Origin of the sequence: Sphingomicrobium sp. XHP0239 (genome assembly GCF_039555325.1) — a bacterium.
In the GTDB taxonomy this organism is placed as follows: Bacteria; Pseudomonadota; Alphaproteobacteria; order Sphingomonadales; family Sphingomonadaceae; genus Sphingomicrobium; species Sphingomicrobium maritimum.
In genome coordinates, this window is record NZ_CP154608.1 from 1,470,233 (window position 1) to 1,486,883 (window position 16,651).

The 16,651-nt window shown below is 63.9% G+C and carries 16 protein-coding genes and 1 tRNA gene; 12 read left to right on the plus strand and 5 right to left on the minus strand.

Annotation, left to right across the window (positions count from 1 at the left end; genetic code table 11):
* Window positions 1–25 precede the first annotated feature (25 nt).
* The 9 genes from WJT74_RS07505 (at window position 26) to rplA (ending at window position 7,693) form a co-directional block, all read left to right on the plus strand.
* Window positions 26–1,804 carry a fatty acyl-AMP ligase gene (locus tag WJT74_RS07505; RefSeq protein WP_343343314.1) on the plus strand — a complete coding sequence of 593 codons (1,779 nt, stop codon included), beginning with the start codon at window positions 26–28 and terminating at the stop codon, window positions 1,802–1,804.
* A gap of 56 nt (window positions 1,805–1,860) precedes the next feature.
* A tRNA-Trp gene (locus WJT74_RS07510) sits at window positions 1,861–1,936 on the plus strand.
* An 18-nt stretch (window positions 1,937–1,954) separates the two neighbouring features.
* Window positions 1,955–3,430 carry an ArnT family glycosyltransferase gene (locus tag WJT74_RS07515; protein WP_343343315.1) on the plus strand — a complete coding sequence of 492 codons (1,476 nt, stop codon included), beginning with the start codon at window positions 1,955–1,957 and terminating at the stop codon, window positions 3,428–3,430.
* 123 nt (window positions 3,431–3,553) lie between these two features.
* Window positions 3,554–3,751, plus strand: coding sequence for a preprotein translocase subunit SecE (gene secE, locus WJT74_RS07520; RefSeq protein ID WP_343343317.1), 198 nt, complete (start codon window positions 3,554–3,556; stop codon window positions 3,749–3,751).
* Between the two features lie 25 nt (window positions 3,752–3,776).
* Entirely contained in the window at window positions 3,777–4,313 is a 537-nt protein-coding gene (gene nusG / locus WJT74_RS07525) for a transcription termination/antitermination protein NusG (protein ID WP_343343319.1), read from the plus strand.
* A gap of 70 nt (window positions 4,314–4,383) precedes the next feature.
* Window positions 4,384–5,712, plus strand: a complete 1,329-nt coding sequence (locus WJT74_RS07530) for a TrkH family potassium uptake protein (protein WP_343343321.1) — start codon at window positions 4,384–4,386, stop codon at window positions 5,710–5,712.
* Entirely contained in the window at window positions 5,702–6,367 is a 666-nt protein-coding gene (locus WJT74_RS07535; protein WP_343343323.1) for a potassium channel family protein, read from the plus strand. Before WJT74_RS07530 ends, WJT74_RS07535 begins: the two co-directional genes overlap by 11 nt.
* A 167-nt stretch (window positions 6,368–6,534) precedes the next feature.
* The gene (gene rplK, locus WJT74_RS07540) at window positions 6,535–6,966 is read left to right on the plus strand and encodes a 50S ribosomal protein L11 (protein ID WP_343343325.1); all 432 of its coding nucleotides are present in this window, start codon (window positions 6,535–6,537) and stop codon (window positions 6,964–6,966) included.
* A 4-nt stretch (window positions 6,967–6,970) separates the two neighbouring features.
* Window positions 6,971–7,693, plus strand: a complete 723-nt coding sequence (gene rplA / locus WJT74_RS07545) for a 50S ribosomal protein L1 (RefSeq protein WP_343343327.1) — start codon at window positions 6,971–6,973, stop codon at window positions 7,691–7,693.
* A gap of 101 nt (window positions 7,694–7,794) precedes the next feature.
* Here the strand turns inward: rplA and WJT74_RS07550 are convergent, their stop codons facing one another.
* The 3 genes from WJT74_RS07550 to WJT74_RS07560 form a co-directional block, all read right to left on the minus strand.
* Window positions 7,795–10,623 carry a M16 family metallopeptidase gene (locus tag WJT74_RS07550; protein WP_343343329.1) on the minus strand — a complete coding sequence of 943 codons (2,829 nt, stop codon included), beginning with the start codon at window positions 10,621–10,623 and terminating at the stop codon, window positions 7,795–7,797.
* Window positions 10,624–10,758: 135 nt separating this feature from the next.
* Complete coding sequence (locus tag WJT74_RS07555) at window positions 10,759–11,022, minus strand: DksA/TraR family C4-type zinc finger protein (protein ID WP_343343331.1); 264 nt, start codon at window positions 11,020–11,022, stop codon at window positions 10,759–10,761.
* Between the two features lie 4 nt (window positions 11,023–11,026).
* Window positions 11,027–11,458 (minus strand): ester cyclase, encoded by a 432-nt coding sequence (locus tag WJT74_RS07560; RefSeq protein ID WP_343343333.1) that lies wholly within the window; start codon window positions 11,456–11,458, stop codon window positions 11,027–11,029.
* A gap of 338 nt (window positions 11,459–11,796) precedes the next feature.
* Here WJT74_RS07560 and rplJ point away from each other — a divergent pair, with 338 nt between their 5' ends.
* From rplJ to WJT74_RS07575, 3 genes are all read left to right on the plus strand, one after another.
* A complete protein-coding gene (gene rplJ, locus WJT74_RS07565; RefSeq protein ID WP_343343335.1) occupies window positions 11,797–12,303 on the plus strand; it encodes a 50S ribosomal protein L10 in 507 nt (168 codons plus the stop codon).
* A 63-nt stretch (window positions 12,304–12,366) separates the two neighbouring features.
* Entirely contained in the window at window positions 12,367–12,744 is a 378-nt protein-coding gene (rplL, locus tag WJT74_RS07570) for a 50S ribosomal protein L7/L12 (protein WP_343343337.1), read from the plus strand.
* A 208-nt stretch (window positions 12,745–12,952) separates the two neighbouring features.
* Window positions 12,953–13,513 carry a fasciclin domain-containing protein gene (locus WJT74_RS07575; protein WP_343343339.1) on the plus strand — a complete coding sequence of 187 codons (561 nt, stop codon included), beginning with the start codon at window positions 12,953–12,955 and terminating at the stop codon, window positions 13,511–13,513.
* Window positions 13,514–13,686: 173 nt separating this feature from the next.
* Here WJT74_RS07575 and WJT74_RS07580 read toward each other — a convergent pair whose 3' ends face one another.
* On the minus strand, window positions 13,687–15,693 hold the full coding sequence (locus WJT74_RS07580; protein WP_343343341.1) for an amidohydrolase family protein: 2,007 nt from the start codon (window positions 15,691–15,693) through the stop codon (window positions 13,687–13,689).
* A 60-nt stretch (window positions 15,694–15,753) separates the two neighbouring features.
* On the minus strand, window positions 15,754–16,575 hold the full coding sequence (locus WJT74_RS07585) for a YihY/virulence factor BrkB family protein (protein WP_343343343.1): 822 nt from the start codon (window positions 16,573–16,575) through the stop codon (window positions 15,754–15,756).
* Window positions 16,576–16,651: the final 76 nt, after the last annotated feature.

Genomic DNA, 16,651 nt, shown 5'->3' on the forward strand with positions numbered 1-16,651 from the left:
CGAGGAAACAGACAGGACATTTCCATTGCTCGACACTGCCACCCGTACCCAAGACGATCTCGCGCCCGAAGGCACCACGCCGACGCGCGACGATCTGCCGCGGCGGATTGCCGACTTCGCCACGTTGGGCGAGGCGCTGGACTATGCCGCCGGGGGACGGCGCGGCATGAACTTCCACGATGCGCGTGGAACGCTGACACGCTCGTATCCTTATGCGGAACTGCGCCAGGACGCGCTCGATCATGCCCGGCGCTTCATGGCGCTCGGCCTTCAGCCGGGTGATCGCGTCGCGCTGGTCGCCGAAACCAATCCGGATTTCGCCGCCGCTTTCTTCGGCGCGGTCTATGCGGGGTTGTGGCCGGTGCCGCTGCCGCTTCCGACCAGTTTCGGCGGGCGGGATGCCTACACCGAACAATTGACCGTGATGCTGACCAGCAGCGATCCGCAGCTCTTTCTGTACCCGGAGGAAATGGCAAGCTTTACGACTGACGCCGCCGACGGTCGCGGCGTACCGCATCGTAGCTGGGAATCGCTCCAGCAGGTCGAGGCCGGCGACGACGCGTTGCCGGCGGCCGACCCCGACGCCATCGCCTATCTCCAGTACAGTTCGGGCTCGACCCGTTTCCCGCACGGCGTCGCGGTCACCCATCGCCAATTGCTCGAAAATCTTCGGGCGCATGGGCTCGGCCTCAACGTCGAGGAGATCGACACCGACCGCTGTGTCAGCTGGTTGCCGTGGTATCATGACATGGGGCTGGTCGGCTGCATGCTGTCGCCGATGGCGAACCAATTGTCCGCCGACTACATGAAGACCGAGGACTTCGCGCGTCGCCCGCTGACCTGGCTCGATCTTATCAGCCGCAATCCCGGCACGACCCTCTCCTATTCGCCGACCTTCGGCTACGACATCTGCGCGCGGCGTATCTCGTCCAAGACCAAGGCCGAGGATCGTTTCGACCTCACCCGCTGGCGCATCGCAGGCAACGGCGCCGACATGATCCGCCCCGACGTGATGCAGAGTTTCGTCGACGCCTACGCCGACGCGGGCTTCGACCCGAAGGCGTTCTGCCCCAGCTATGGCCTCGCCGAAGCCACGCTCGCGGTCAGTCTGATGCCGCCGGGCGAAGGCATTCGCATGGAACTGGTCGAGGAAGAAAAGCTTGCCGGCAGCGCCCCTGCCCCGGGTGGCGAGGATCGTCCCCAGCGTTACCGCGCCATCGTCAATTGCGGCAAGGCGGTCGAGGGCATGGAGATCGCCATCCGCGATGCCGACGATCGCATTCTTGCCGATCGCCAGGTGGGTCGCGTGCTGGTTCGCGGCGGCAGCGTCATGACCGGCTATTTCCGGGACGAGGAGTCGACCAAAGCCTGTCTCTCTGAAGACGGCTGGCTCGACACCGGCGATATGGGATACCTGTCCGACGACTATATCTTCATCGTCGGGCGCGCGAAGGACATGATCATCATCAACGGGCGCAACCATTGGCCGCAGGACATCGAATGGGCGGTCGAACAGCTTCCCGGCTTCAAGTCGGGCGACATCGCCGCTTTCGCGCTGACCACCGAAACGGGCGAGGAACTGCCCGCGGTACTGGTTCATTGCCGCGTGTCCGACGTCGATGAACGCGGCAAGCTGAAGGACGACATCAAGGAACGGGTTCGATCGATTACCGGCATATCGCCGATCGTCGAACTGGTCCCGCCGCGCAGCCTGCCCCGCACCAGTTCGGGCAAGCTCAGCCGCGTGAAGGCCCGCAACATGTATGTGTCGGGCGAAATCCAGCCGGTCGACATGGCGGCCTGACAGGCTAAAACGGTTGCGCTCGCAGCGGGTTCGCCGTTAAGAGCGCCATCGGCCTTAGGGGTATAGCTCAGTTGGTAGAGCATCGGTCTCCAAAACCGAGGGTCGCGGGTTCAAGTCCTGCTGCCCCTGCCAGGCCGTCCGGGGGGACACATGACCACGACGACGCGCGCCGCGACTGACCGACGCCGCGACGCGATCGCGATGATCGGTATCGCCATCGTCGTTCTGGTTCTTCGCCTCCCCCTGCATTCCATCGCCGTCTTGAGCGTCGACGAGAGCGCCTACATGCTCGTCGCACGCGATCTGCTCGATGGCGTCTGGCCCTTTGCCGGCAATTTCGATCACAAGCCCGTCGGCATCTACTATCATTACGCTGTCGCGATGGGATTGGGAGGCGAGGACCCGTCCAGTATCCGCTGGCTCACCACGATCGCCGCGCTCGTCAGCGCACTCGTGCTTTTCTGGATGGCGAGGGCTCTGGCGCAATTGCCGCTGTTTTTCGCGGTCACGGTGGCGATTGTGTGGAGCTTCGCAAGTTTCGGGCTCGAAGGCTTCTCTGCCAATACCGAAATGATCATCGCGCCTTACCTTATCGGCTGGATCGCGACTTTTCTCGCCTTCGCCAGAGGGCACGCCGGTTTCGTGAATAGCGTGCTGTTGTCAGGCGCGTTCGCCGGCGTTGCAGTGCAGATCAACTACTTGGGAGGTCCGCTACTCGCCTGCCTCTACGTGGCAGCGTTGGTCGGCGCGCCGCGCGCCGGACTAAAGTGGGCGCTCGCGTCGGGAAGCGTGTCGATCCTCGTCGCGCTGTTGCAATGGCTCCCGCTGATCGTGGCGGGGACGCTACCGAACTACCTTCTGCTGCAAGCCGAATTCCTGTTCAATTATCAGGGCACTGCCGACCGGGTCGCGTGGGATGCCGTTCTTCCCCCGCTTCTGGGGCAGCTGCTCCCGCTGCTCGTCATCGTCCTTGTCGCCCTTGTCCTGCTTAGACCCGGCCGCGATCAACGCGACTTCGTCGTCATCGGGTCAGGAGCGACGATCGGTGGACTGGGTGCCGCACTGACATCCTTCCACCTCTACGCCCATTATTTCTATCTCGTGCTGCCCGGTCTCTTCATCCTCGCCATCGCGCTGCTCGCGGCCGCCGAAGGGACTCACCGCCGCCTCTTCGCCTATGCCTTGATCGCCGCGGGCATTCCCGGCCTTCTCATCGTACTGGGCGAGCTCGACCGCGGATACACCATGCCGACGCCAGAGCAGCTGACCGCCGATCCTGGGATCGACCGCAACCGCGCCGTCGCCGCGCATTACCGACCCGTCATTCCAGCGGGCAGCACCGGATACGTCGTTTGCGACCAGCCCGCGCTCTACCTCCTCCTCGACTTGGAGGACGTCACTGACACGCCCTTCTGGATCCTCCACCTCTATCCCTTCCTCGAGCGCATCGATGCCGCCGAGGAAGTCGCGTTCATCCGCGCGGAACAACCCGAATTCCTCCTCATCGGCACCAGCTGCACGCCCGCTGCCGAAGCCCTCGTGCGCAGCGCCTTTGCCGATTACCGAAGGGCGGACGAATATCTCAATGTGGAATTGTGGACCGCTCCCCAAGCCCGCTTGAACTGAATCGAACTTGCCGCTACATCGCCTTTCCATGCGACATGGGTAGTCAGATGCCCCGCACCGGCACCCGGCCGGCGGCGGGGGAAGCCTCCTACCCGGAACGCGCCGATAAGGAAGAGACGCAACGTGGCCAAGACCAACCCCGGACAGTTCATCCGCGAAGTGCGCAGCGAGACGCGCAAGGTCGTCTGGCCGACGCGCAAGGAAACGGTCCAAACCGCCATCATGGTGATGATCATGACCACCATCCTCGCGATCTTCTTCCTCGGCATCGACACGGTGTTTTCGAGCATCGTGGAATTTCTCATCGGCCTTCTCGGCTGACACGGGCACACAGGATCATTCACGCATGGCACGCTGGTACATCATCCACGCTTATTCGGGTTTCGAAGGCAAGGTTAAGGAAGCCGTCCTCTCCGAGGCGAAGCGCCTGAACCTCGAGGAAGCGGTCGAGCGCGTCGAAGTGCCGACCGAAACCATCACCGAGATCAAGCGCGGCAAGAAGGTCCAGTCGGAGCGCAAGTTCATGCCGGGCTACGTGCTCGCCAAGCTGACCATGACCGACGATGTCTTCCACCTCGTCAAGAACACGCCCAAGGTCACGGGCTTTCTCGGGTTGAACGGCAAGCCGCAGCCGATCCCCGACGCCCAGGCCAATCGCATGCTCGACACCAAGGAAGAAACTGCCGACGCGCCCAAGCAGAAGATCTCGGTCGACTACGAGATCGGCGACAACGTCAAGGTGCTGGACGGCCCGTTCGCCAGCTTCACCGGCATCGTCGAGGAACTCAACTTCGAGCGCAATGTGGTCAAGGTTTCGGTCTCGATCTTCGGTCGCGCTACGCCGGTCGAACTGGAATTCGACCAGGTCGAACTGGTCAAGTAACCACGAGATTTGCGGGCGGTCCTGCGGATCGCGCTTTACTTGACCCTCGTGCGGGAGCATCAGCCCGCGAATGGCCGCGCTGCGCGATCCCATTCGCCTGATTCCTGTCCTGTTCCTGACGCTGATCTTGATCGGCACGCTACTGCTCAGCCTGCCGCTTGCCTCGGCGAGCGGCGACCGCGCGCCGCTGCTTGCAGCCTTCTTCACCGCCACCTCCGCCGTCTCGGTCACCGGGCTGATCACCGTCGATACCGCCACCTACTGGTCGCCGTTCGGACAGGGAGTTGTCCTTCTCCTGTTCCAGATCGGCGGGTTCGGCATCATGACCGCCGCGACATTGTTCGGACTGATGGCGGGCCGCGGTGTCGGTCTGCGCGAGCGTATGGCCACGCAGATCGAACGCAACCGCCTTGTCGACGCCAGCACCGCCTCGGTGCTCAAGCTCGTCTTTCTGGTCACGATACTCGTAGAATGCAGCGTGGCGCTCGTCCTAGCGGCGCGCTTCGCCGGTGCCCACGACCTGTCGGCAGGCGCGGCGGTCTGGCACGGACTCTTCCATTCGGTCAGCGCGTTCAACAACGCCGGATTTTCCAGCTTCACCGATAGCGTGATGAGTTTCCAGAACGACGCCCTCATTCTCGGTCCGATCATGGTCGCGGTCGTCATCACCGCCTTGGGCTTTCCTGTGATGTACGACCTGCGCCGCCACCGCACCCGTTGGCGCCGCTGGTCGCTGCACAGCAAGATCACCGTTGCCGGTACCGTCGCACTGCTTGTCTACGGTTTCGCTTCGACGCTGGCGGGCGAATGGACCAATCCCGATACGCTCGGCCCGATGGGGTGGGGCGCCAAGGCGCTCAACGCTGCCTTCCATTCGGTGATGCCCCGCACCGCCGGGTTCAACAGCCTCGACGTTTCCGCCTTCCGCGACGAGACGCTGATGGCGAACTATCTTCTGATGTTCATCGGCGGGGGCAGTGCCGGGACCGCGGGCGGGATCAAGATCACGACCTTCGTCGTCCTCTTCTCCATCGTCCTGTCGGAAATTCTCGGGCGGCGCGATGCGGGCATCTTCGAGCGCCGCTTCGGTCGCGAGATCGAACGGCAGGCACTATCGGTCGCGGTGCTCGCCGCCGCGCTCATCTTCATCAGCGCCATCTACATCTCCTCGATCACCCGCCTCGATCTGGCCGACATCCTGTTCGAATGCATTTCCGCCTTCTCGACCGTCGGTCTGTCGACGGGCATCACCGCGGCGCTTCCCCCCAGTGCGTTGGTGGTGTTGTGCGTCCTGATGTTCGTCGGCCGGGTGGGAACCATCACCGTGGCGACCGCGCTTGCTCTCGGCACGCGCGAGCGGCCTTATCGTTATCCGGAAGAGAACCCCATTGTCGGCTAGAAACAAGCATCAGAAACCCGTTCTCGTCATCGGTCTCGGCCGCTTCGGAGGCGCCGTCGCGCTGACGCTCGAGCGCATGGGGCAGGAAGTGATGGGGGTCGACATCGACCCGGGCCCGGTCGCCGCCTTCTCGCGCGAATTGACGCAGACGGTCGAGGCCGACTGCACCACTCTTTCAACGCTCGAACGCCTCGGTGCCGCCGACTTCGAAGTCGCGGTCGTCGCCATCGGCAGCAGTATCGAAGCCAGCGTGCTGACCGTGCTCGCTTTGTCCGATCTGGGACTGACGAATATCTGGGCCAAGGCGACCAACGACAATCATGCCCGCATTCTCGAACGCACGGGCGCACAGCATGTCGTTTTTCCCGAACAGTCGATGGGCAAGCGCGTCGCGCACCTGCTCAACGAACGGCTCCTCGATTTCATTGCCTTCGACGACGAATTCGCCATCGCCCGACTGCGCGCGCCCGAACCCCTTGTCGGCCGCGCCCTCGAAGCCTCCGCTTGTCGCCAGCGCTTCTCCGTGACGGTCGTGGGAGTGAAGCGCGAAGCGGAGAATTTTATCCACGCGGTGCCCGAGACCATCATCGACGCCGACGACGAGCTCGTCGTGTCGGGTCGGATCGCGGACATCGAGGGCTTCGCCGCGATCTGACCTGCGGGCCGGAACTTGCAAAAGACGGCGTACGCCGCTATCTCGCCGCCCGTTCCATCGAAAGATGAAGCTTCGCGCGGCAGGGCTCGCCTCGGCAACCCGCTATGACCGCTTAACATGAGCGTCCCGCCTCGATGCGGTACGCGACAGTGTGAAAGGAGGCCATCATGGCCAAGAAGATCAGCGGCTATATCAAGCTGCAGGTGCCAGCCGGCGTCGCCAACCCCTCCCCGCCCATCGGGCCGGCGCTGGGTCAGCGCGGTGTCAACATCATGGAATTCTGCAAGGCCTTCAACGCCGCCACGCAGGATCTGGAAAAGAACATGCCGATCCCCACGACCATCACGGTCTATGCGGATCGCAGCTTCTCGTTCACGACTAAGACCCCGCCCGCCAGCTTCCTCTTGAAGCGTGCCGCCAAGCTGAAGAAGGGTGCGAGCGCGCCCGGTACCGACATTGCCGGCACCATCAAGCGTTCGAAAGTTCGCGAGATCGCCGAGCAGAAGATGGCCGATCTCAATGCCAACGATCTCGATCAGGCGACCAAGATCATCGAGGGCAGCGCGCGCTCGATGGGTCTCGAAGTGGTGGAGGGCTAAGGACATGGCGAAGAAACTCACCAAGAAGCAGCAGGCGCAGTACAAGCTCGTCGACAACGAGGAAATCTATGGCGTCGATCAGGCGATCAAGCTGTTGAAGGAATGCGCCACCGCCAAGTTCGACGAGACCGTCGAAGTCTCGATGAACCTGGGCGTCGATCCGCGCCACTCGGACCAGATGGTCCGCGGCGTCGTCGCCATGCCCAACGGCACCGGCAAGACGCTGAAGGTCGCGGTGTTTGCCAAGGGCGACAAGGCTGCCGAAGCCGAAGCCGCCGGCGCGGACAAGGTCGGCGCCGAAGATCTCATGGAAGACATGCAGAACGGCAACCTCGATTATGACCGCGTCATCGCAACGCCGGACATGATGGGTGTCGTCGGTCGCCTCGGTAAGGTGCTGGGTCCCAAGGGCCTGATGCCGAACCCGAAGCTCGGCACGGTCACGCCGAACCCGGCCGAAGCCGTCAAGAACGCCAAGGCCGGCGAAGTCCAGTATCGCGCCGAGAAGAACGGTATCGTTCACGCGGGCATCGGCAAGGCCAGCTTCGAGGAAGCCAAGCTGCGCGAGAATTTCGACGCCTTCGTCGGCGCGATCATGAAGGCCAAGCCTTCGGGTGCCAAGGGCCGCTACGTGCAGAAGGTCGCGATCACCTCGACCATGGGTCCGGGCCTCAAGCTCGACCTCGCAGACATCGAAGGCACGCAGGCGGCCAAGGAAGCAAGCTAGACTTCCTTCCGACACAAAGCGGACCACAAGAAAAAGGGGCCGGCGGGACAAAATCCCGTCGGCCCCTTTTCGTGGTGGGGTCGGAAAGAGGGCCGGAGCCCTTATTCGCTCCCCCCCATCGTACCGATCGCGCCGAGGTCGAGATCGGCCGCAGCAATGACTTCGACATCGTCGCGGATGGCGCGAAGGTCGTCGAGGAACAGGTCGGCATCGCCGACGATGATGATCGACACGGTGTTGGGCGTGAGGAAGCTGCCGATCTGTGCCGTGTCGGCCGCTGCGACCGCATCGAGGCGCTCCGGATAAGCGAGCACTTCGGCGGGCGTCTTGCCTTCCAGAAGTCCGCTCGCCACCGCGCCGCCGATCCCCGCGCTGCGCTCGATCCCACGCTGGAAACTGCCCTTGAGCAACGTCCGACGCTGTTCGACCACGTCGTCAACCAGCGGTTCTCTGCCGATCCGTGCAATTTCGGCCAACAGGATCTGTGCGACTTCGGCGGCGCTTTCGTTCTTGGTCTGCGCGCTGGCGGTGAACAGCCCGCTCTCGGCATAGTCCGACAGCCCCGAATAGGAGCCGTAGGAGAGCGCCCGCTTCACGCGGATTTCCTCGAACAGCCGCGCGGTGGACGACCCGCCGAGCTCCGCATTGGCAAGGATGCTCGGATAATAAGCGGGATCCTCGTCGGTCACGCCACGCGCGACCGCATAGACCGCCGCCTGTCCGGTCCCGGGCAGATCGACGACGAGCGTGCGCGCGGGCATGGGATCGCCCGCCAGGCTCGTCGGCAACGTCACCGTGCCGCTATCCTGCCAATCGCCGAACGCCGCTTCCGCGACACGCTTGGCTTCGGCGGTATCGACCCCGCCCGACACGACGATGCTCGACAAGGATGGCTGCCAGTAGGTCCGGGCGTATTGCGCAACGTCGGCGCGGGTCAGCGCGGCCACCGTCGTCGGCGTTCCGCCCGACACGTTGCCATAGGCCGCTTCGCCGAACAGCACGGGGCGAATCAGAAGCCCTGCGATATTCCCCGGGTCGTTGAATGCCACCTTGAGCCCGTCCAGCGTCTGGCTCTGAAGCAGATCGAATTCGTCCTGCGGGAAACTCGCGTCGCGCACGATCCGCGCCAGGATCGCACTCGCCTCGGCGAACGACCCGGCGGGCGCGGTGACCGAGAAGCGCGTGCCCTCGAGGCCCGCGTTGGCGGAGAAGTTGGCGCCCAGTCGCTCGAGCGAGGCCGCAACCTGGTCCGCGCTGGCATTGCTTGTCCCCTTCTCGGCCAGCGCGGTCGCCATGTCCGCCAGACCTGCCTTGTCCCGGCTGTCGACGATCGAACCGGTGCGCACGACCAGCGTCATCGTCGCGATCGGCGTGTCGCCGGTGTCGATGGTGACGAGGTCCATGCCGTTCGACAGCTCGTCCTCGACGATGTCGGGCAGCGCATAATCGGGCGCTTCGCCGGGCGCCGGCCATTCCATCCGCTCGCCTTCGGGCAGCACCGCGTCGTACTGCTGCCGGCTTGCGGTCGGAAGAGCCCGAAATTCGGGCATTGGAGCGGGATTGGTCCAGGTCGACGGATCGCCCTCGCCATTAACGTAGCGAAGCCGCAATTCACCCGATGGCGCCAGATAGGTCCGTGCGGCGGCCAGCAGGTCCGCGGTCGTCGCCGCCTTGATCCGATCGAGATAGACATCGGGGAAGGACGGATCGCCCGTCTGGACCAAGGCCTCGCCGATCGTGAAGGCGCGGCTCGAGAACAGTTCGCGCTGCGACAGCGCGGAGGCGAGAATTTCGTTCTTCGCCTCGAACAATTCTTCTTCGGTCACGCCGTCCGCGATCAGCCGCGCGATCTCGCGGTCCATCGCGGCGGTCAGTTCGGGCTCGGTCGCATCGCTCGCCTGTGTGGCGGAGATGTAGAAGGCGCCGCGTTCCTCGCTGTCGGCGGCATAGGCCGACGCACCAACCGACAGGCCGGTCTTCACCAGCGCCTTGTCGAGCCGGTTGTTCTCCCCCCGCGACAGGATCGCGGCGATCAGGTCCATGTGCGCCACCGTCGGATCGGTCACCGGCGGCAGCAGATAGGCGCGCCCGAACACCGGCAGCGGCACATTGGGCCCCGACCCCGTCACCGTGCGGGGAACGATCGGGGCCTCCTCGGCAGTGATCTCCAGCGGAATGGGGTTGGGCCGCGCGGGAATCTCGGCAAAATATTTATCGACCAGTTGCCGAAGTTCGGCCGGATCGTAATTGCCCGCCACGATCAGCGTCGCGGTATCCGGCCCATAATAGGCCGCATGGAAATTGTGCGCGTCCTCGAGGGTCGCGGAATCGAGATCCTCGATCGACCCGATGCCCGGGCGCCGCTGGGGCAGATTGGTGTAGACGTTTTCCGGCAGTACGAAGCGCTGGAAGCGACCGTAGGGCGGGGCCAGAACGCGTTGGCGCAGCTCCTCCTTCACGACGTCGCGCTCGATGTCGAACACGTCCTGGTCGATCACCGGACGGTCCATCCGTTCCGCATGCGTCCACAACAGCCGTTCTAGATATTCGGCCGGAACGATCTCGTAATAGTTGGTCCGGTCCGCCCCGTTCGACGCGTTGCGCGTGCCGCCGATGTTGGCGACCATCTTGCTGATCTCGTTGTAGGGAATATTGAGCGTCTTACGGCTGAGGAGATGCTCGAACAGATGGGCGAACCCGCTGCGCCCTTCGGGATCGAGCTTCGAACCGATGTCGTACCACATGCTCGTCATCACGTTGGGCGTGCTCTCGTCGTGCACCGCGATCACGCGCAGTCCATTGTCGAGCGTCCATTCTTCGTAATCGATGCGCGGCACGTCGAGATCGACCTGCGCGTCCTGTGCGACGGCAGTGACGGGCATGGCAACGGCCATCGTGGCGGCGGATACGGCGGCAAGCAGCGATTTCATCGGATCATTCCCCTGGGTCTTGGACAGAGGATCAGCCTAGGCGGCCTACCAGGGATGGCAACCGCTCGTTCGACGAATGACGATTTGTCCGTTGCTTCGAAGGCGACCACGTAGAAAACATGGCCGCTCTCAACGTCAGCGCAGCTGGCTGTCCTTGGAGCCCCGGCGGTTGATGGCGCTGTGCCGAATGCTCGCGTCGCGTCCGGACTGGCATTCGACACAGGTGCGTACGCCCGGCAACGCCTCGCGGCGGCGCGGCGGGATGTCCTCGCCGCATACCTCGCACTCCTTGAGGCTCTCGCCTTTCGCCAGACGCGCGCGGGCGGCGGCGACGGCATCGCTCACCGTATCGTCGATCTGATCCTGCACTGCGCCATCGCGCGTCCAGCCGCCCGCCATGCGCCTACTCCTTGTCGATCTGTTCGAGCACGCCGAGTTGCTGCGCGATGCCCAGTTCGTCGGTCGAGCCCCACCGTTCGGTGCAGCGGCCCTGATCATCGAACTTCGCCAGCTGCAAAGCGGCAACCTCGAAGCTCTTGCCGGTCGGCGCCGCGCCCTTCCATTCGCCCTTGTGCGTTCCCGACAACGTATAGCGCATGGTGACGTAGTCGTCGGTGGCGACCAGTTCCTTTCCCTCGCCCTTCAGGTTGGGGAAGCTCTCGTGCATCGAACGGAAAAAATCCTTCAGTCCCTCGATGCCGGGTCCCTGGTCGGGCGCGGGATCATGATCGACGAACGAGGGGGCGAGCAATTCGTCGAGCACCTCGTACTTCTGGTTGGTGGCGACTTCCTCGCCCCAGCGTTCGACGCACTTGCGGTTGGCTTCCTGGCCCATAATTTTTCTTCCTTTTCGATGACTTATCTTGGTCTCTCAATGGATGGGACGCGGGTTTGCTCCCTATGGTGAAGGGTTGACACCCCGAACGATATGGGTAGGAAGCGAGCCGAAGCCGCCTCCGGGCGGTTTTCTCGTCCGAGACAGTCGCTGGGCTTCGCCCTTAATTCGCGACCTAGACGGGGAAGATGAAAGACTTTTCGGCCCGCCGCTCCGATGCGTGCATCCGCCGAACCGGTCGATCCCCTCCCCCTTGGACCTTTGCCTCGTCGGCCTGGCCGCCGGGGCGACGCTCGTTCGCAATGGTGCGGACGGGCGAACGCAATGGGAGTTAAGGCATGGATCGTCAGCAGAAAGCTGATCTGGTCGCCGAGCTCAAGACCGTCTTTGCGGAGACGGGCGTTGTCGTCGTGACCCGGAACAACGGGCTCACGGTCGCGCAGTCGTCCGACCTTCGCAATCAGATGCGCGACGCCGGTGCCCAGTTCAAGGTTGCGAAGAACCGCCTCGCGCTCATCGCGCTCGAAGACTCGACGTACCAGCCGATCAGCGACCTTCTCAAGGGTCCGACCGCGCTGGCAACGTCGTCCGATCCCGTCGCGGCGGCCAAGGTGGCCGTCAATTTCGCCAAGGATAACGAACAGTTCGAGATCCTCGGCGGCGCGATGGGCGACACCGTCCTCGACGTGAACGGCATCAAGGCACTGGCCGAACTGCCCTCGCTCGACGAACTGCGCGGTACGCTGGTCGGCCTCATTCAGGCCCCGGCGACGAAGATCGCACGGATCACGAAGGAACCCGCGGGTATGCTCGCGCGCGTTCTGAGCGCGAAGGCTGCGGCCTGATCATCAGGTTTGGTTGAACACATCAATTAATTCAGGGCCGCATGAGCCCACATGGAGATACAAATGGCTGATCTGGATAAAATCGTAAAAGACCTCTCGGAACTCACCGTCATGGAAGCGGCCGAGCTCGCGAAGAAGCTGGAAGAAGAGTGGGGCGTTAGCGCCTCGGCTGCCGTCGCCGTTGCCGGCCCGGCCGCTGGTGGCGGTGGCGAAGCCGCTGCTGAAGAAAAGGACGAATTCGACGTGATCCTCACCGGCGACGGTGGCAAGAAGATCAACGTCATCAAGGAAGTCCGTGCCATCACCGGCCTGGGTCTCGGCGAAGCCAAGGCGCTGGTCGAAGGTGCGCCCAAGCCGATCAAGGAAGGCGCGTCGAAGGACGAAGCCAACGAGATCAAGGAAAAGATCGAAGCGGCCGGCGGTACCGTTGAGCTCAAGTAGTCTTTTCTTCGCATCTTGCGAAACGAGGAAGGCGGCTCCCGGCAACGGGGGCCGCCTTTTTCGTTCCAGTACTACGAACTTTTGGCGGTAAAGTGCGATTTTTGTGCGATAAAGCGTTCCTTCGGCAGGCATGAACCGCGGACCGTGACCACATGATCGACCATTGTTTCGGTGTATCCCGCGTCAACCTAAATCACCGGAGACACTGATGACCATGTTGAAGACCGCTGCCGCCGCCCTCGCCATCGCTACGATGGGGGCACCCGCTCTCGCCGCCGACACCGATCACGACCATGACCAGAACGCACAGATGAGCAACCAGACGATCGTCGAGGTCGCTGCGGGGAATGAGGACTTCTCCACGCTCGTCGCCGCCGTGCAGGCTGCCGAACTGGCCGGCGCGCTTTCGGGAGAGGGTCCCTATACGGTCTTCGCTCCCACCGACGCCGCGTTCAATGCACTTCCTGCCGGGACCGTCGATACCTTGCTGCAGCCGGCCAACCGCGAGATGTTGAGCAACATCCTGCTCTATCATGTCGTCGAGGGCGATCTGAAGGCGAGCGACATCGTCGCGACGCTTCGCCAGAACGGCGGCACCGCCAGCCTCCCCACGCTCGCCGAGAATGCCTCCATCACCGCAGCTCTCTATGACGGCAAGGTCTATCTGTCCGACTACAAGGGCCAGTCGATCGGCGTGATCGCGACCGATGTCGATGCGTCGAACGGCACCATCCACGTGCTCGACAAGGTATTGATGCCGTCGTCCTAGATCTCGAAAGCCCGAACGGCTCCAAGGGCGGCTCCCGATAAAGGGGCCGCCCTTTGTCATTCGTGGTCCGGCCGCGGGCGACGAGGCGAAGGCGGCGGGACGCGACCGTGTGGTCAGCGCCCGCGGCCCTCCGGACCTCCCCTACCGCGAGCCCGGGCGCGCGGCGTAGCTCCCTATTCCGCGGCCGCTACCACCGTCGCAGCAGGCACGAAGGGCCGGATGCCGAAGGCGGGATAGATGTCGGCCGGGAAATACACCCGCCCGTCCTTCGCCACCATGCTGATGTTCTTCAGCTGCGTCAGGTCGGCCGTCGGATCGCCCGCGACCAGGAAAAAGTCGGCGAGTTTCCCGCGCTCGATCGATCCCAGGTCCTGATCCTGTCCCATGTAGCGCGCCATATCGATGGTCGCGCGGGCCAGCACGTCCTCGCGGCTCATGCCGAGCCCTTCGAACAACTGCAGTTCGCGGTGATAGTTGAACCCGCCGCCCATATCGGTGCCGGGAACGAGCATGATCCCACGCTCGTGCATCTGCGTCAGCACGTCGACGATGAACGCGTAGGCCGCGACATATTCGGCGCGCTCTTCGGGGCCGTCGGTGCCGAACAGTTCCTGCCGCATCGAACGTTGCGTCGCGGCCGGCATATTGTCGTAGATATCGACGTAGCCCGGAGCGACCTTCCCGTTCTCGGCCGTCAGCCCGAGTTCGTGAATGACCAGCGTGGGGTCGTGCGCCACGCCCTTCGCGACCATTTCGTCTAGCGTCGCCTGCACCGCCGGCGCATCGGCCCCGAGTTCGGGAAACCGCTTCATCGCTAGGAAGCGGAACAGCGTGCGCGTATCCTCGTCCTTCTCGATGACCCAGCCCAGCATCGCCTGGTTGGCATGGGTAATCTCGTCGTATCCCATCGCGATCATCTCGTCCGCGGTCGCAAAGGCGGGAACGTGGCCATGGACTTTCAAGCCCAGCTTCTTGGCCTCGGCGATCGCGGCGCGGTTCCACTCGGGACGCATGGAATTATAGAGCTTCACGCCCCAGAATCCCATTGCGGCATAGTCGCGAACCGCCTGCACCGCGGCATCGGCACTGTCGACGAGGATGCCGGTTCGCGAGGAAAATTCGCTTTCCCCCTCGATGAAGCCGGAACGGGTGATGCGGGGCCCGGCAATCTCGCCCGCCTCGATCCGTTCGATCAGGGTGGCGAGAACCTCGTTGCGGTTGCCGACGTCGCGGATCGAGGTGATGCCGGCGAGGATGTTGGTGAGCGCGCTTTCCTGTCCGACATGGCCGTGCATCTCGTACATGCCCGGAACCAGCGTGCCGCCCGCTCCGTCGATGACCGTCTCGCCCTTCGTGGTCGGCGATCCCGCCGCCTCGATCAGCGCGATGCGGTCGCCCGCCATGACGACGTCCATCGGCCCGGTGCGACGCTTGTTGACGCTGTCGAACACATGGACATTGCGGATCCGCACCGGCCCGTCGAACGTCATCGCATGCTCGGTCTGCAAGCCCGACAGCCGCTCTGCCGACAGTTCCGCCGCGCGCTCCCGCAGGCGCGTGTCCGCTGCCTCATAACCCTTGCGTACCAGCGCGAACCCGGGGGATGCAGTCGCGAACAATTCGCCGTCGGTATCGAGTGTCACGTAGGACGGCGTCTGGTCGAGGCCCGTCAGTTCGTAGGTGATCGTCTCCAGCGCCCCGTCCGCGCCATCGTAGGTGTGCCGCTCCAGTTCGCGCAGACGCGCCGTTCCGCCGGGAAGCACCGGCAGACTCATGTCGGGCGCGTTGACGAGCAGTTCGACGAGCCCCGTCGAGCTGCCGGACTGCGACACGTAGAAAGCGAGCGCCTCGGCCTCTCCCCCGCCTGCCGCGTCCTGCCACACTGCGCGACCGTCGGTGAAGGTGAAGCGCTCGTCGATCGGGCTGCCGAAGGTCGTCGTCCCCTCGACCGTCCAGCTGACGGGGAGGCCGTCCTCGTTCAGCCGCACGACCTCGCTCGTCGTCGGACCGCGTCCGTTCTGCTTGATGTCTGTCTCGATCTCGACGGTATTCCCGTCGCGGTCGACCTTCACGTATCCGATGTCCGCGTCGTTCGTGAGAGCGCGATATTCGGTCTGCTGCGCCATCGCGGCGGCGGGCAGGACGAAGGCGGTTGCGGCAAGCAAGGCGGTCTTGAACATGGCGGGATCCCCTGTTGATCAGGGGGCGAAGAGTTGCGCCAAACCCGGGGGGATGACAAGTCAGTCCGCTCGCGCCTCTTTGGATTGGGCGATTTCGGCTCCGAACAGCAGTGCATAAGCTGCTAGATACAGCCAAAGTTGCAGCACCACGACGGCGCCCAGCGCGCCATAGGTCGCATTGTAACTTCCGAAATTGCGGACGTAGATGGCGAAACCGATCGTGCCGATGCCGAGCAGGATCGAAGCGACGACCGCCCCGGCGAAGCTGGGCTTGCGCGGCGGTCGGCCTGCTGCAGGCCCGTAGTGATAGATGATGGACAGGCTCACCGTCGCGATCACGGCGAAGGTCAGCCAGCCGACCCACTTGATCGCTCCCGTCGCCCAGCCGGGCAGCGACGGCAGGACCGTCTCGACTAGGCTCAGCGCCGCAACCGCGCCGAACCCCGCCAGCAAGGTCGCCAGCAACAACAGGATGATCAGCACCGACGCGCGTGTCTGGCCGATGAAACCTCGCTTCTGGTCGACGTTGTTCACGATGTTGAGCGCCACGATCACCGCCTTGGCACCCTTCGTCGCGCCGAAGATGGCGGTGCCGAGCGCGATCACCAGACCGAGCGCGGTCTTCCCCGTGTCGCCCGCAGCGAGCCCGCGCATCTGGTCGATGACGATCTCGGCAGCACTCTGTGGCAAGGTCCGCGCCACCGCCGCGGCCTGTTCGACCACGTCGGCAGGATCGGCGACGAGCCCATAGGTCAACACCATGGCCGCCAGCAGCGGCACCATCGCGAGAAAGGCGTAGAAAGCGACGCCGGCGGCGAGCAGTCCGAGATTGTCGGCATCGGCCCGCGCCCAGCTGTCCTTGGCAGTATCGAGAATTCGCATGGTCCACGAACGGATGGAATCACCGATGGATGCGCGAATTATCATTACGCAGGCGTATTCGTTTTTCGGGTGCTTT

What these genes read in the sequence shown, in the direction of transcription:
- rplL (WP_343343337.1), top strand. Translation starts at nt 12,367, where the DNA reads ATGGCTGATCTGGATAAAATCGTAAAAGACCTCTCGGAACTCACCGTC.
- WJT74_RS07575 (WP_343343339.1), top strand. Translation starts at nt 12,953, where the DNA reads ATGACCATGTTGAAGACCGCTGCCGCCGCCCTCGCCATCGCTACGATG.
- WJT74_RS07560 (WP_343343333.1), bottom strand. Translation starts at nt 11,458, where the DNA reads ATGGGCCAGGAAGCCAACCGCAAGTGCGTCGAACGCTGGGGCGAGGAA.
- WJT74_RS07555 (WP_343343331.1), bottom strand. Translation starts at nt 11,022, where the DNA reads ATGGCGGGCGGCTGGACGCGCGATGGCGCAGTGCAGGATCAGATCGAC.
- WJT74_RS07580 (WP_343343341.1), bottom strand. Translation starts at nt 15,693, where the DNA reads ATGTTCAAGACCGCCTTGCTTGCCGCAACCGCCTTCGTCCTGCCCGCC.
- WJT74_RS07550 (WP_343343329.1), bottom strand. Translation starts at nt 10,623, where the DNA reads ATGAAATCGCTGCTTGCCGCCGTATCCGCCGCCACGATGGCCGTTGCC.
- WJT74_RS07585 (WP_343343343.1), bottom strand. Translation starts at nt 16,575, where the DNA reads ATGCGAATTCTCGATACTGCCAAGGACAGCTGGGCGCGGGCCGATGCC.
- nusG (WP_343343319.1), top strand. Translation starts at nt 3,777, where the DNA reads ATGGCACGCTGGTACATCATCCACGCTTATTCGGGTTTCGAAGGCAAG.
- rplK (WP_343343325.1), top strand. Translation starts at nt 6,535, where the DNA reads ATGGCCAAGAAGATCAGCGGCTATATCAAGCTGCAGGTGCCAGCCGGC.
- WJT74_RS07515 (WP_343343315.1), top strand. Translation starts at nt 1,955, where the DNA reads ATGACCACGACGACGCGCGCCGCGACTGACCGACGCCGCGACGCGATC.
- rplA (WP_343343327.1), top strand. Translation starts at nt 6,971, where the DNA reads ATGGCGAAGAAACTCACCAAGAAGCAGCAGGCGCAGTACAAGCTCGTC.
- rplJ (WP_343343335.1), top strand. Translation starts at nt 11,797, where the DNA reads ATGGATCGTCAGCAGAAAGCTGATCTGGTCGCCGAGCTCAAGACCGTC.
- WJT74_RS07530 (WP_343343321.1), top strand. Translation starts at nt 4,384, where the DNA reads ATGGCCGCGCTGCGCGATCCCATTCGCCTGATTCCTGTCCTGTTCCTG.